Source organism: Paenibacillus turpanensis, from assembly GCF_011421635.1.
In the GTDB taxonomy this organism is placed as follows: Bacteria; Bacillota; Bacilli; order Paenibacillales; family YIM-B00363; genus Paenibacillus_AK; species Paenibacillus_AK turpanensis.
On record NZ_WTLI01000018.1, the window covers coordinates 76,119 to 90,934 of the forward strand.

Below are 14,816 nucleotides of genomic sequence, written 5' to 3' on the forward strand. Positions count from 1 at the left end.
CCCATCTTATCACGTAAGGAAGCGGTTTCACAACATTTTTTGGAAACGCTTTAAAGGGGCGCTTCCAAGACCATGCAATGGACCTCGACTTCTCCTTGAAGAGTTGGCTTCATATACGTATCGGTGATGTGAAACCCGACTTTTTGATACACGCGAATCGCTCTTTCATTCCAAATATGAACCTCGAGATCGATTTCGTCCGTCGGATGCTGTTCCCTGGCGTAGGCCACAGCCTGTACAATGAATTCGGCACCCCAGCCCAGCCCGCAGTATTCGGGACGCAGTCCAAAGCCGAGACGGGTGACGCCTACCAGCGGAAACAGCTGTAGAAACCCTGCGAGGCTCCCGTCTTGGAGAAGCACAGTGCGCAGCTGCTGCTCGCGAATGAGCGGGTCGGCGGCCATTTCATGGTAATAGCAAAGCTCTTCCCAGCTCCTCCAATTAAAAACATGGTAAGGTTCGGGGTAGCGCCAGGAGCAAATGTGGATCGCGTGCTGTTCTGTCATGGGCACAATGTCGAAACGGCTTGGCAGATGTTGTGGAATCAGCATGAATATCACCCGGAATAAAGGATTTATTTCCCTCTTTGTCGAAAAGAATAGGAAATTAAATAGCTCGTGAAAAAGGAAAGGATGTGTCCAAGTGCGGACGATTGTTAGTATGAAATGGCTCGCTTCCCAGCTTGAACAGCAGGATGTAACCGTGATTGATTGTCGTTTTGTCCTTGGATCCCCAGAGGCGGGCCGCGAGGCGTACCGCCAAGGTCATATTCCGGGCGCTTATTACTTCCATCTGGAAGAAGATTTGTCCGGACCCAAGGAAGAGCATGGCGGACGCCATCCTTTGCCGGATTTTGAGGCGCTGGCGGCCAAGCTGGCATCAACGGGAATCAAGCCGGGCGGTACAATCGTAGCTTATGATGATCAAGGCGGAGCGATGTCATCCCGTTTATGGTGGCTCCTTAAATATATCGGCATCGAGGCGTCTATTTTTGTAATGGATGAAGGATTTACGAAATGGAAAGAGGCAGGGTACCCGGTAACGGAAGAAATCCCGCCGTCGCGTCCGGGAGAAGTGACGGTAAACCTGCAGCCCCAGCTGCTTGCTTCTATGGAGGATGTGAAGCAGCGGATCGGCCGCGAGGGTGTCGTGCTGATCGATTCCCGTGAGGAGCCGCGATTCCGCGGGCTCGCGGAGCATATTGATCCGGTTGCAGGACATATTCCGAGCGCAATCAACCTGTTCTGGAAGGCAAACCTGGACGCGGAGGGCCGCTGGAAGCCGATTAAGGAGCAGCAGGCCCGGTTCGAGAAGCTTCAGGGCGCCAAGGAGCTGATCGTGTACTGCGGTTCCGGCGTGACGGCATGCCCGAATGTGCTGGCACTGGAGGAAGCCGGCTTCACGAACGTGAAGCTGTACGCAGGAAGCTGGAGCGACTGGATCACCTACCCGGACAACCCGGTGGCGAAGGCGTAACCAATGTTCACCCGCTTTGAGGAGTTATGCAGCATCGAACCCTCATGTTATAGCGCTACATACATACGAAGCATCTTTTCCCAAGAATCAACGTTACCTCATTTGATAAGAAAATGTAAGCAGTCTGCCGGCAAGATCGGAGCAGGCTGCTTTTTTTATCGACGAATAAACGACAATATACAACAATTTCCACGCCTGTTGGAAGAAAAAATTGTATTTAGTTGTAGAATTTTATGATATTATTTTGGATGAAAATGTCGGAAAATATCGTTTTTACACAGATCAGCTAGGCAGGGAACAGAAAATTAGGGGGAACTTTCATGAAACGTAGTTTGAGGCTTTCTTTGTTCAGCAATTTAAAAATCGTACATTCACTAATTATTTTAGTGGTCGTGGCTCTACTTGGCTTAGGAATCGTTTTCTTTAATGGGCTAAACGGGATGTACTTTGCTAAAAAGCAGCAGGAAAAGCTCTACGACGATTATTACGCTGGAACAACGAAGATGCTGGAGATTAAGGCTTCTTTCTACAACATGAGAGGGAATTACATAAAAATGCTGGACGGCTCTGTTAGCGACGGGGCCTATGAGAGTGTTCAGAAGGATCGCAAACGCATTTCCGAGGGCTTGGCCTCATACATGAATTTTCCGATGGGTGAGCAGGAAGCGGCAGCTGCGAAGGAGCTGAATGCGAAGCTGGAGGCATACTTCCAGGACACCGACAAAATGCTCATGATCAAAAAGGAAACAGGTAAATATGACAAGGCGGAGCGGGACCGTATTAATAAAAACAGCACCGCGATCGTGGATGGGGTGCAGGACCTTGTTGCGCAAAATCAAGAGCAGTCTAAGCAGCTTTTTGAAGGGACAAACAATGAGATCCAGCGTTTGATTACACAGGCTTCGATTTTATCGGTCGTTACCTTGCTCATTTTGCTGGTCATTGCTGTGATTTCGATCCGTAAGCTGCGGATGAAGCTGAAGATGATTGCGGCGCATTCCGAGAAAATAACGAACGGCGAATTAAACAGCGCATTTTCGGAGCGAATGCTGGATTCCAAGGATGAACTCAGCGGTATTGCACGGCATGTTCAGCTGATGACGGAATCGTTTGCCGAGCTTGTAAAGGGCATGGTTGGAGAATCGAAGACGCTTCGTGATGTTTCGGAAGAAGCCAAGAAGAAGATGGCGGAGCTCAACGAGCGTGTGGTTGAAGTGGCCAGCACGAGCGAGCAGCTCTCGGCCGGCATGCAGCAAACGGCGGCGACGACGGAGAGCATGGCGGAAGCAGCCGGGGAAATGGAGACCGCCATTGGCACCATCGCGAATAAGGCTCAGGAAGGTGCTTTTACAGCATCGGAGATCAGTAAGCGTGCGGCGGAGTTAAAGGCCTCGGCCTCGGAGTCGATTTCCAAGACACAAGTGGTTTACAAGTCGACGAATGAAAAGCTGCGTCAAGCGATTCAAGATTCGAAGGCAGTAGATCAAATTAAGGTGCTGACGGACTCCATTCTGGAAATTACGGCGCAAACCAACCTGCTTTCTTTGAATGCTGCTATTGAAGCAGCGAGAGCAGGGGAATCGGGAAGAGGCTTCGCTGTCGTGGCGGATGAGATCCGCAAGCTCTCGGTCAGCTCGCAGAATACTCTTGCGGAAATTCAGAATGTGACGGGCACAGTTACCAATTCCGTGAATCGTCTTTCGGCCAGCTCCGATGAGCTGTTAAAGTTTTTGAACGAACGCGTGCTTGAGGATTACGAGATTCTTCTCAAAACCTCGGAGCAATACTATAAGGATGCGGAGTCGTTTGACGATATGACGCAGGATTTCAGTGCAACCTCGCAGGAGCTGATGGCTTCGATGCAAACGGTGGTGCAGGGCATCCGCGAGCTGTCGCAGGCGAATCAAGAATCGGCGATCGGCACGCAAAATATTGCAGAGCGCACCTCGGATACGCTGGAAATGGCCTCGCAGGTCGTCGAGCAGACGAATGCTGTAAAAGAAAGCTCGGAAAGACTGGAAACATTAACAGGCCGCTACAAGCTGGAAGAGGAAAAGTAATTCGTCGAATATTTGCAGAACGTAACAAGGCAGGCAGCGTAAGCTGCTTGTCTTTTTTTATAAATTTACCCGCCCCCAGCAACTAAAAGTTTACTCCGCTAACTTTTGGTTGATATCGATCTCCCCGAGTATTCGTTACACTAAAAAAAGAACGAGATCCGTTCAGTTCATTCACCACCGCATTTTTGAAAGCGCTTGGAATGTGTCCGTTCTCAAGCTGAAACTATTGCTAAAGGAAAGATCCTAGTCATGCCAAAGCAGGCGTTCAATCCGTATTTGCCAAGCTACGAATATATTCCGGACGGCGAGCCTTATGTTTTTGGCGACAGATTGTACGTTTACGGTTCCCATGACCGGTTTAACGGCAAGCTGTTTTGCCTGAACGATTATGTTTGCTGGTCTGCGCCCGTCGACGACCTGTCCGATTGGAGATACGAAGGGGTTATTTATCGAAAGACCCAGGACCCGATGAATACATGGGGCTGGTATCAGATGTTCGCTCCAGATGTCGCCAAAGGAACCGACGGGCGGTACTACCTTTACTATACGCTTTCGTTTCGAAGCGTCATGGCGATCGCCGTTTGCGATACACCGGCAGGCAAGTATGAGTTTTACGGGTATGTGAGCCGCCCGAATGGGGAGCTGTTATGGAATAAAAGCGGCGACCCGTTCTTGTTTGATCCGGGTGTGCTTGTTGACGAGGATGGGAGCGTTTACTTGTATTCGGGCTTTGCCCCGAAGAAAGAGGTGCCCTCCTTCCTGACAGGAGGGAAAAGACGGACCTGCAAGGGCGGTTATGTCATTCAGCTGCAGCCGGATATGAAAACAGTAATCGGTGAACCGGAGCTGATCCTTCCTAAGGCAGGAGAGGCCGCAGGTACCGGATTCGAGGGGCATGAATTCTTTGAGGCCAGCTCGATTCGGAAAATAAAGGATATCTATTACTTTATTTATTCCTCGATTAACGGCCATGAATTATGCTATGCCACCAGCAAACGCCCGACAGGCGGGTTTGTGTTCGGCGGAACGATCATCAGCAACGGGGATCTTTATTTAAACGGCCACAGCTCGGATCAAAGAGCATTAAACTACATAGGGAACAATCATGGAAGTATTGTTCAGGTTGGGGATCAGTGGTACGTGTTTCACCATAGGCAGACGAATCGGCATCACTACTCCAGGCAGGGACTGGCTGAGCCCATCGAAATAAATGAGGATGGCTCGATCCCGCAGGTGGAGCTGACCAGCTGCGGCTTAAACAATGAGCCATTGCTGGGCAGAGGAGAGTATGAGGCGCGCATTGCCTGCCATCTGATGTCATGGGAAGGCGCAGGGCGGTACGGTGTATATTTTGGGAATATTCCATTTCGGAAGCACCCGTATTTCACCCAAAGCGGCAAGGATCGGGAAAGCAGCCCTGACCAGTATATTGCGAATATGCGGCATGGAGCGGTGGCAGGCTTCAAATATTTCTTGATAGAGGATTTGCAAGAGATTGCAGTGTGCGTTCGCGGCCGTGCATCCGGTTACATGCTGATTTCCACCGGGCTGCACGAAGGACCGATTGCCAAAATTCCCGTTCACCCCAGCAAAGAATTCGTATATTTTCGAACCAAGGTGAACATGGAAAACGGCAAGCAGGCCTTATATTTTACCTATGAGGGGTCGGGCAAGCTGGACTTTCGATCCTTTGTACTGAACTAACGGTGCAAGCTACTCGCCGAATTCCTTATGGACAACGGTCAAGGCTTCCCCGATCACCTGATGCATGTCGTAATATTTGTACGAAGCTAACCGGCCGCCAAAAATGACATTCGGTTCGTTGTCGGCCAGCTCTTTATATTTTTTGTATACACTATTGTTTTTGGCATCATTGATCGGGTAATACGGCTCCAGTCCAGGCTTCCATTCGAGCGGATATTCTTCGGTTACGACCGTCTTTTCCTGCGTGCCGAACTCAAAGTGCTTATGCTCAAGGATTCTCGTATAAGGCGTTTCCCGATCCGTGAAGTTGACGACGGCATTTCCTTGGTAGTTATCTGTATCTAAAATCTTTGTTTCAAAATGCAGGCTTCGATATTCTAAAACGCCATGCTTGAAGCCGAAGTATTGATCTATCATCCCTGTAAAAACGACCTTGCCTGCAAGAGCAGCCAGCTGTTCGCGATGCTCAAAGAAATCAACGTTCAACCGGACATCAATACCCTCGAGCATTTTCTCGATAATTTTACTGTAGCCGCCGATCGGAATGCCTTGGTATTGATCGTTGAAATAGTTGTTATCATAAGTGAATCGAACCGGCAGACGCTTAATGATAAAGCTTGGCAGCTCGGATGCCGGACGGCCCCATTGCTTTTCGGAGTAGCCTTTAATTAATTTTTCATAAATATCGCTTCCGACTAAGGAAATCGCCTGCTCTTCCAGGTTCCGTGGCTCTGTAATGCCGGCTGCGCGTTTCTGCTCTTCAATTTTTTGTTTTGCCTCGTCCGGTGTTACAACGCCCCATAAACGGTTGAATGTATTCATATTAAACGGAAGGTTGTAGATTTCGCCTTTATAATTGGCTACCGGAGAGTTGGTATACCGGTTGAATTCCGCGAAGCGGTTTACATAATCCCATATATTCTTGTTATTGGTGTGGAAAATATGCGCACCATATTTATGAACCTGGATTCCTTCGACTTCTTCGGTATAGACGTTTCCGCCAAGGTGATCTCTCTTATCGATCACCAGGCAGCGTTTGCCTCTCTGTTTGGCTTCGTAGGCAAATACGGAACCGAATAAGCCGGCGCCAACGATCAAATAATCGTACATGATGGTTCTCCCTTTGGTTAACGAGTGCTGTAATGTCAAATCAAAGATACGAGCTTCAATTATTCTACTATGGTGTAAAGATGTCCATTCGAACGGGAACAATCTATGCTATACTAAGATACTATTATGCCCGCAACCCACGAAAGGAAGCAACATGAATATAGAGGCATTAGAGTACTTCATCAAAGTGTACGAGAAAAAAAGCGTCAGTGCTGCCGCCAAGGATTTATATATAACGCCTCAAGGAATCAGTAAGACGATCAAGCAGCTGGAGATGGAGCTCGAGGCGGAGCTGTTCTATCGCGGTCCCCGCGGTATGGAGGCTACGGAAGCCGGTGAGCTGCTGCATGCCCGGGCGAAGCATATTCGTTATTTGATGGAGGACATCAAAAAGGAAATCAGCATCATCAGCGGGAAAAGAGGCGGCCTTCATATCGTTGTCTCGTTTTCCGCGGCATCGGAAGTGCCTGTGGATTATTTGTACGGCTTTACGAGGCTGTATCCGGACATTCAGGTAAAGCTCAAGGAATCACCGGATGAATGTCCGATTGGCGAGCTGCTGCAGGATGAAGCGGACATTGGCTTGGTGCTTGGACCCGATGAATTTGAAAATTGCGATGTTGAATTGATTACCGCAGGGGAAGTTGTCGCTGTTGTATCGAAGGATCATCCGTTGGCAGGCAGAGATGTCATCTCGATCGCCGAATTGGAGCATGAAGCCTTAGTGGTCAAGTCTACGGGAAAAGGGAAAGACCACGGGTTTGTCGAAAAATGCTTGGAGCAGGGCTTTACGCCTAATGTGATGCATCAATACGGCAGTGTCCAAACGGCGCATAGGCTGTGTGAGTTGAGTGGATTTGTCGCTATTTCCGTCGATTTTATGGAAGAAGCCTGCCGTAATGAGAAAGTGAAGATCATTCGGTTAGAGGAAAAAATCCCGCAAAATATATATTTGGTCGCGAGGAAAAACGGCTTTCAGGCAACGGCCGTCTCGTTATTCCGCAATTATGTCAAAGATAAAAACAGATCGTTATGATGTGATCGAGCGTTCCGTCATAGGGGTCTGTTTTTTTTGTGCCCGAAACTAAAAGTTACACCCCGTTAACTTTTCGTTGATTCTGCTTTTAGGACTTATGGAGTAAGCTTACAGAGCAATGAAAATTACGCGCTGACGCGCTGCATTTTATTTTCAAGCATGAAAGCGTTTGAAATGTTCTAGGGAGGGAAGGCACGAAGCAAGGCTAGAGAGATCGAACCGCAACAAGGCAAACACATATTGCTACTTAGGGGGTTACACAAAGATGGCAGGGAAAAGCAAGAAGAAATTCCGCATTATTATGAGCTCGTTGTTGTCCCTTGTTCTGCTTGCAGGGGTCGGAGCAAACGTTGCGATGTACTATTACGCGGATGTTATTACCTCATATTTTTCAAAAATTGATATCACGACCGCGGAAGCCAAGGAAGCACGGGCGGAATCGGAGGTCGTTGCCGAGAAAATTTCGGATGAAGGCATTGTCCTTCTGAAAAACACGGAAAACATGCTTCCGATGAAGATGAATAAAAAAGTAAACGTTTTCGGGTGGAGCTTTACATCGCCTGTATACTTAGGATCCGGTTCTGGCGAAGCAGACGCGTCGACAGCCGTGACACCGAAAGAAGGACTGGAAGCAGCGGGCTTCGAGATCAACGAACAGCTGTATAACGATTATGTTGCAACTGGAATCAAGAGACCGGTATCCGGGATCGAGGGTTACGACTGGACGATTCCGGAGCCGGTAGCGTCCGAGTTCTATACCGAGGAAAGAATGAAGCAAGCAAAGGCTTTCTCGGATACGGCGATCCTCTTTATTGCCCGTGCGGGCGGGGAAGGGAAAGACCTTCCGGCGGTTTTGGACGGCCCGGATACGTATGACCCGAAAGGAAGCTCGATGGGTCCTAGCGGAGAACGCTTCGGTAACCCGGACGACCTTGACCCGAACAAGCATTACTTGGAGTTAAGCAATCGCGAGCTAGGCATGATTGACGCGGTTATGAAGAACTTCGATAAGGTTGTACTCGTGATGAACGGCGCCAATACCTTTGAACTGGACTGGGTTAACAACTACAGCCAAATCAAGAGCATTGTGACTGTTGCCGGTCCGGGACAAAGAGGGTTCGCATCCCTTGGTAAGGTGTTGTCCGGACAGATCAATCCATCCGGTAAAACCGTGGACTTATTCGCAGTGGATGTTCTCGACGCCCCTGCAATGGCGAACTTCGGTGACTATAAATACGTAGTCGATAATGGTAACGGCACGTATTCCGTAGCTGTGGATAAAAACAAGGTTCCATTAACGTATGTGAATTATACTGAGGGGATCTATGTCGGCTACCGCTATTATGAAACGGCTGCAGCTGACGGAGCCATTAACTATGACGAAAAGGTCATGTTCCCGTTCGGTCATGGTCTAAGCTATACCACGTTCACTCAAGAAGTTGTGCCGAACAGCTTGGCTTGGAACGACAAAGAGATTTCAGTGGATGTGAAAGTAACGAACACCGGCTCGATGGACGGAAAAGAGTTGGTTCAGCTTTACTATTCCGCGCCATACACCGGGAAGATTGAAAAATCCTCCATTGAGCTTGCTGCATTTGCAAAAACCGGCGTCATTAAAGCAGGTCAATCGGAAACGGTAAAACTCAAGTTTAACGTCGAAGATATGGCATCGTACGATTACGCGAAGGTATTTAGCAGCACCGGCTCCTACGTGCTTGAGCAAGGTGAATACAAGCTCATGCTGATGAAGAACTCGCATGAAAAAATTGCCGATGTAGGCTCCAAAACGCTTGCACAAGTCGTTTACGATAAGGCAGGACGTTCTTCCGATCTTCAAGTGGCGGTGAACCAATTCGATGACGAAGTCACCGGCCAAGGAAGCATTAAAACGTATTTATCCCGCGCGAACGGCTTTGCCAACCGCGATGTCCTGAATACGAACAAAATCTTTAAAGTGACAACGGCTGAAGGTGCATCCGAAGAAGTAAGAGGTACGCTTGTCGATACCGCATTCGTCGATTACATCAACAGCAAGAGATATGACGTCCCTGCGGATACACGAGACAAGCCTCCTGTGACGGGAGCTAAGAACGGTAAAACGTTAGAGGAATACGTTGGTGTGGATTACAACGATGAAAGCTGGAACCAACTGCTCGACCAGCTGACGGTTTCCGAACTGGTTTCCGCAGGAACGCTTGGCGGTTACCGTACGGTGGAATTGGCATCGGTAGGCAAGCCGGCTACAGTTGACTACGACGGTCCGGCAGGCATTAGCGCACTACTTTCCAAAAACCCGATGTCGGGTATCGGCTTCCCTTCGGAGACGATGCTTGCACAATCCTGGAACCTGCAGCTTGCCGATGAAATGGGCAAAGCGGTAGCAAAGGAAGCAATGGCTTACAACGTTAACGGCTGGTACGCACCAGGCATCAACATCCACCGTACTGCTTTCGGAGGAAGAAACTTTGAATACTACTCCGAAGATGCTTACCTTTCCGGTAAGATGGGATCGGCCGTTACCCAAGGCTACCAAAGCCGCGGCGGATTCGTCTTTATGAAGCACTTTGCTTTAAACGATCAGGAAATCAATCGTGTCAAAGGTATGCTGACTTGGAGCAACGAGCAAGCGATGCGTGAGATTTACTTGAAAGCATTCGAGTATGCGGTTAAAGAAGGCGACGCTCATGGTGCGATGTCCGCATTCAACAGCATCGGCAACACCTGGGCTGGCGCAAGCTCGGCACTTCTCAAAGATGTGCTTCGCAACGAATGGGGCTTTAAAGGAATCGTGAATACAGACTTCTTCATTAATGTTTCGTATCCTTACATGAATGCCGAGCTTGCCTTCCGCAGCGGTAACGATATCCTGCTGACTGGGGTTGCGCCGCACGGTGTACCGACAGTAAATACGAAGAGCAATGACACGTTATGGGCGCTGAGAGATTCGGCACATAACATTCTATACACCGTGGCCAACAGCAACGGAATGGAAAGAGGCATGAGCACAGACTTGCCGCAATGGGCAATCATTACGATCATTGTTGACATCCTTCTGGCATTGGCGATTGTACTCGGTTTCTATTTTGTGTTCCGTAAGCGTAAGCCTGCAATCGGAGAAGCGGCTTAAGTCAACGTAAATAGGTGGAAAAAATGATATGGCGGTACTCCTTAGGGGGTACCGCCATAATAAAAAAAGAGGACCATACGATGAAATACAAAGAGCTTATTAAGAAAATGACGTTGGAAGAAAAGGCGTCTTTAATGTCAGGTAAAGATTTCTGGCAAACGCAGGATCTTCCGCAGCATGGCATTAACAGCATATTTCTTGCGGACGGCCCTCACGGGATTCGAAAGCAGGCGGAGGCGGCGGATCATCTTGGCCTGAACGAGAGTATTCCGGCCACATGTTTTCCGACGGCCGCTACCGTGGCGAACAGCTGGAGTGTGGAATTGGCAGAAAAGATCGGAGATTATCTTGGGATTGAGGCTGTTGCCCAGAAAGTGAATGTATTGCTGGGACCCGGAATCAATATGAAGCGAAATCCGCTGGCTGGCCGAAACTTCGAATATTTCAGCGAGGACCCGTATCTGGCCGGCAAGCTGGCGGCAGGTATGATCCGGGGCATCCAATCCCATGGCATTTCCGCGTGCGTAAAGCATTATGCGGTGAACAATCAAGAAGAAAGACGTATGGTGATCGATACGATCGTCGACGAGAGAACCCTTCGCGAGATTTACTTAACGGCTTTTGAAATTGCGATTAAGGAAGGGCAAACCAAGGCGGTCATGTCGGCTTACAATATGCTGAATGGCGTTCATACGAATGAAAATATGCATATTATGCAGGACATCCTGCGCAAGGAATGGGGCTATGACGGCGTCGTTGTCACGGATTGGGGCGGCAGCAACGATCGCGTAGCAGGCTTATTGGCCGGAAATGAGCTGGAAATGCCGACCACGGCAGGGGAAACGAATCAAGAGATTATTCAGGCGATTCGGAGCGGGAAGCTTCAAGAAGAAGTGCTGGATGAATGTGTAGACCGAATGCTTGATCTTATTTTTACGACAGAAGAAGTGTATGCGAAGCCTTATAAGCAGCAGTTCGACGTAGATGAGCATCACCGCGCAGCCCAGAAGGCGGCGGAAGAATCGATTGTGCTTTTGAAAAATGAAGGAAACATATTACCGCTTAAGCAAGGGGTAAAAGTAGCAGTCATCGGCGATTTCGCCAACGAAGCGCGCTATCAAGGCGCAGGATCTTCTATTGTAAACCCGACAAAATTGGATCAGCCATGGAATGGGTTGAAGGAATCGGGCTTTGTGACAATCGGCTATGAACCGGGCTTTGAACGTTATGGAAAAAAGAGCAGGAAGAGAATAGAAAAAGCATGTGCATTGGCGAAAAATGCGGATGTGGTTCTTTTATATATTGGTTTAGATGAAGCGACGGAAGCGGAAGGCCTCGATCGGCACGACATGAGGATTCCACAAAACCAGATCGATTTGCTGGACGCATTGTATCAAGTCAATCCGAATATTGTAGCGATCCTTTCCTGCGGCGCGGCGGTGGAAATGCCGTGGATCGGTAAAGTAAAGGGGCTGCTGCACGGGTATTTGAGCGGTCAAGCGGGAGCGAAAGCGATGCTGCGGATCTTATCCGGTGAGGTGAACCCTTCCGGAAAGCTGGCCGAAACGTATCCGCTTCAGTATGAAGATACCCCTTCCTATCGTTATTTTCCGGGGAAGGAAGTCAGCGTAGAGTATCGGGAAGGGCCATTTATCGGCTACCGCTATTTCGATACGGCGAACGTAGAGGTTCGGTTTCCGTTCGGGTTCGGTCTCAGCTATACCACGTTCGAGTACTCCGATCTACAGGTCGATCGGGATGGCGTTACGTTCAGCATCACCAATACAGGCTCCATGGCAGGCATGGAGGTAGCGCAGCTTTATGTAGGCTGCGAATCCGGTTTGATTTTTAGACCGGACAAGGAATTAAAGGGCTTTGTGAAGGTGCATTTGAACGCGGGCGAAACCAAGCGTGTCACCATCGCTTTTGATGATAAAACGTTCCGTTATTTCAATGTAAAAACCGATCGGTGGGAAATCGAGGAAGCCGATTATAAGATGATGATCGGGGCCTCCAGCGCGGATATCCGATTGCAAGACCGTCTGTTCGTGGAAGGGACAGAAGCGCCAATTCCTTACGAGAAAGAGAAGCTTCCGACCTATTATTCGGGAAAAACCAATGACGTCAGCGTGGAAGAGTTTGAAGCTTTAATCGGGCGAAAGGTGCCGGTTTCGAAATGGGACCGCACAAGACCTCTTGGGTATAACGACACCATTGCACAGTGTCAGTATGCCAAGGGCGGACTTGCTAGATTTGCCTTTTGGCTCATTTCATTCTCCTACTGGTTCTTACGGAAGATCGGTAAACGCAGCACGGCGAACATTATCATGATGTCGATCTACCATATGCCGTTCAGGGGGATCTCCCGTATGACGGGCGGCGTAATTAATATGCCGATGCTCGATGGAATTCTCATGATTGCCAACGGGCAGCTGCTAAAGGGAGCCGGCCATTTGTTAAGAGAACGTAAAAAACTGGTAAAAGGCGCCAAAGGCTTGTAATAACACTAGCCATAATGGCGGAAGGAGGGTTAATATGAGTAATAGAAGCGTAAGTATGAAAAAGATCGTTTCAGGACCTGTAGGTCTTTGGACAAAATATAAGGAAAAGCACCCGACAACTGCGGAATTCATCGTATTTTTTATGCTTAGCAACGGGATCACCGTGCTTCAGCTCGTCCTCATGCCTCTATTTAAAAGTATATTTGCCAAGACGGCGCTCGTCAGCACCAACTTCCAGGTCTGGCAGCTGGGCAGCAACTTTGACGGAAGCCCTTATTACGTATTCGATTATGCCGGCGGTTCTTTAGCGGATGGCGGCGGCGGGGGGCTCGCCTATTTCCTTGCCGTACAAATCACGATTGCGATCGCGCAAATCATCAATTTCTTCGCCCAGCGCAGCATCACGTTTAAATCGAGCGGGAACATATGGAAAGCGGCATTTTGGTATGTGATTGCTTACATTTTGATCACACTGGGTGCTGCGGCCGCACAGGGCTTCTATAAAGCCCCGATCTATGACCTGTTCATGAACACTTGGGGCTGGGGTTCTGTTGGTGAAACGACCGCAGACGTAATTACGATGGTTATTAACAGCGCGATCGCGTTCTGGATCTTCTTCCCGATTTTAAAGGTCATCTTCAAGCAAAAGTAAAGGTTGTGTAAGGATGAAGTTATTATCCGTAGTAATCCCTTGCTATAATTCTCAACATTATATGAGAGATTGCATCGAATCCCTTCTTCCCGGCCGGGAAGAAGTGGAGCTCATCATTGTCAACGATGGATCCGTGGATCAAACGGCAGAAATTGCGGATAGCTATGCGAAGCAATATCCGGCGATCGTTAAAGTGGTTCATCAAGAGAACGGCGGACATGGAGAAGCGGTCAATGCAGGGATACGAAATGCAACCGGGTTATTTTTCAAAGTCGTAGACAGTGATGACTGGGTGGATATGAAGGGTTATTTTAAGATATTGAACACCCTGCGTTCTTTTGTTGAACAGAAGAAAACAGTCGATATGATGATCAGCAATTTTGTGTTCGAAAAGGAAGGCGCAAAGTATAAGAAAGTGATGAAATACGACAGCGTGCTTCCGGAAGGCACGATCTTCGGATGGGACGACATGAAGCACTTTGGCAAAGGCCAGTACCTGATGATGCATTCGATCATTTACCGTACGCAGCTGCTCAGAGACTGCGGTTTAGAGCTTCCGAAGCATACCTTCTATGTCGACAATATATATGTTTATAAGCCGCTTGCGCACGTGGAGAACATTTACTACTTAAATGTAGACTTCTATCGATATTTTATTGGCCGGAATGATCAATCGGTAAATGAGCAGCTCATGATCAAAAGAATCGATCAGCAAATCAAAATAAATAAGCTCATGATTGAAGATGTGCGGTTGAACGAACTGCCAAATGCCAAGCTTAAAAGCTACATGTTCCACCATTTGGAGATCGTCACCGTAATCTCTACGATTTTGTTAATCCGATCCGGAACGGAAGAAAACCTGCAAAAGAAAAAAGCGTTGTGGAAGTACATTAAAGAAACCGATTTGGAGCTGTACCACAGCCTACGATACGGCCTGTTCGGACATATCATTAACCTCCCTGGACGAATCGGACGGAGCATTTCGGTGGGAGCATACAAGGTTTCGCAAAAATTAGTCGGCTTTAATTAATAGACTCATAATCAAAAAGTAGAGGGAGAGTGAGTCATTCGCTCTCGCTGCAGAATTAAACAGGAAACTCCTATGGTTTCCTGTTTTCTTTTATCGGCCCTAGAGATTCCTATTAGTAAA

The 14,816-nt window shown here is 48.5% G+C and carries 10 protein-coding genes; 8 read left to right on the forward strand and 2 right to left on the reverse strand.

Annotated elements, in window-relative coordinates; genetic code table 11:
• Positions 1–50 precede the first annotated feature (50 nt).
• The gene (locus tag GQS10_RS16730) at positions 51–551 is read right to left on the reverse strand and encodes a GNAT family N-acetyltransferase (protein WP_166244328.1); all 501 of its coding nucleotides are present in this window, start codon (positions 549–551) and stop codon (positions 51–53) included.
• A gap of 91 nt (positions 552–642) precedes the next feature.
• Between GQS10_RS16730 and GQS10_RS16735 the strand changes: the two genes are divergently transcribed.
• The 3 genes from GQS10_RS16735 (at position 643) to GQS10_RS16745 (ending at position 5,240) form a co-directional block, all read left to right on the forward strand.
• The gene (locus tag GQS10_RS16735) at positions 643–1,476 is read left to right on the forward strand and encodes a sulfurtransferase (RefSeq protein WP_341805089.1); all 834 of its coding nucleotides are present in this window, start codon (positions 643–645) and stop codon (positions 1,474–1,476) included.
• A gap of 320 nt (positions 1,477–1,796) precedes the next feature.
• Positions 1,797–3,536: a methyl-accepting chemotaxis protein gene (locus tag GQS10_RS16740; RefSeq protein WP_166244253.1), complete on the forward strand. Its 1,740-nt coding sequence runs from the start codon at positions 1,797–1,799 to the stop codon at positions 3,534–3,536.
• Between the two features lie 249 nt (positions 3,537–3,785).
• On the forward strand, positions 3,786–5,240 hold the full coding sequence (locus GQS10_RS16745) for a family 43 glycosylhydrolase (protein ID WP_166244255.1): 1,455 nt from the start codon (positions 3,786–3,788) through the stop codon (positions 5,238–5,240).
• Positions 5,241–5,249: 9 nt separating this feature from the next.
• On the opposite strand, the gene glf is transcribed toward GQS10_RS16745, so the two are convergent.
• Positions 5,250–6,350: a UDP-galactopyranose mutase gene (gene glf / locus GQS10_RS16750; protein WP_166244257.1), complete on the reverse strand. Its 1,101-nt coding sequence runs from the start codon at positions 6,348–6,350 to the stop codon at positions 5,250–5,252.
• 154 nt (positions 6,351–6,504) lie between these two features.
• Here glf and GQS10_RS16755 point away from each other — a divergent pair, with 154 nt between their 5' ends.
• The 5 genes from GQS10_RS16755 (at position 6,505) to GQS10_RS16775 (ending at position 14,696) form a co-directional block, all read left to right on the forward strand.
• Complete coding sequence (locus tag GQS10_RS16755; protein WP_166244259.1) at positions 6,505–7,386, forward strand: LysR family transcriptional regulator; 882 nt, start codon at positions 6,505–6,507, stop codon at positions 7,384–7,386.
• Positions 7,387–7,651: 265 nt separating this feature from the next.
• Complete coding sequence (locus GQS10_RS16760) at positions 7,652–10,513, forward strand: glycoside hydrolase family 3 protein (protein ID WP_166244261.1); 2,862 nt, start codon at positions 7,652–7,654, stop codon at positions 10,511–10,513.
• Positions 10,514–10,593: 80 nt separating this feature from the next.
• Positions 10,594–13,014, forward strand: a complete 2,421-nt coding sequence (locus GQS10_RS16765; protein WP_166244263.1) for a beta-glucosidase family protein — start codon at positions 10,594–10,596, stop codon at positions 13,012–13,014.
• A 34-nt stretch (positions 13,015–13,048) separates the two neighbouring features.
• Positions 13,049–13,666 carry a hypothetical protein gene (locus GQS10_RS16770; RefSeq protein ID WP_243735222.1) on the forward strand — a complete coding sequence of 206 codons (618 nt, stop codon included), beginning with the start codon at positions 13,049–13,051 and terminating at the stop codon, positions 13,664–13,666.
• A gap of 13 nt (positions 13,667–13,679) precedes the next feature.
• Positions 13,680–14,696: a glycosyltransferase family 2 protein gene (locus GQS10_RS16775; protein ID WP_166244265.1), complete on the forward strand. Its 1,017-nt coding sequence runs from the start codon at positions 13,680–13,682 to the stop codon at positions 14,694–14,696.
• Positions 14,697–14,816 lie beyond the last annotated feature (120 nt).

Bases quoted from the DNA above. Each gene is read 5' to 3' on its own strand.
- GQS10_RS16730 (WP_166244328.1), bottom strand. From the start codon at position 551: ATGCTGATTCCACAACATCTGCCAAGCCGTTTCGACATTGTGCCCATG.
- GQS10_RS16740 (WP_166244253.1), top strand. From the start codon at position 1,797: ATGAAACGTAGTTTGAGGCTTTCTTTGTTCAGCAATTTAAAAATCGTA.
- GQS10_RS16745 (WP_166244255.1), top strand. From the start codon at position 3,786: ATGCCAAAGCAGGCGTTCAATCCGTATTTGCCAAGCTACGAATATATT.
- glf (WP_166244257.1), bottom strand. From the start codon at position 6,350: ATGTACGATTATTTGATCGTTGGCGCCGGCTTATTCGGTTCCGTATTT.
- GQS10_RS16755 (WP_166244259.1), top strand. From the start codon at position 6,505: ATGAATATAGAGGCATTAGAGTACTTCATCAAAGTGTACGAGAAAAAA.
- GQS10_RS16760 (WP_166244261.1), top strand. From the start codon at position 7,652: ATGGCAGGGAAAAGCAAGAAGAAATTCCGCATTATTATGAGCTCGTTG.
- GQS10_RS16765 (WP_166244263.1), top strand. From the start codon at position 10,594: ATGAAATACAAAGAGCTTATTAAGAAAATGACGTTGGAAGAAAAGGCG.
- GQS10_RS16770 (WP_243735222.1), top strand. From the start codon at position 13,049: ATGAGTAATAGAAGCGTAAGTATGAAAAAGATCGTTTCAGGACCTGTA.
- GQS10_RS16775 (WP_166244265.1), top strand. From the start codon at position 13,680: ATGAAGTTATTATCCGTAGTAATCCCTTGCTATAATTCTCAACATTAT.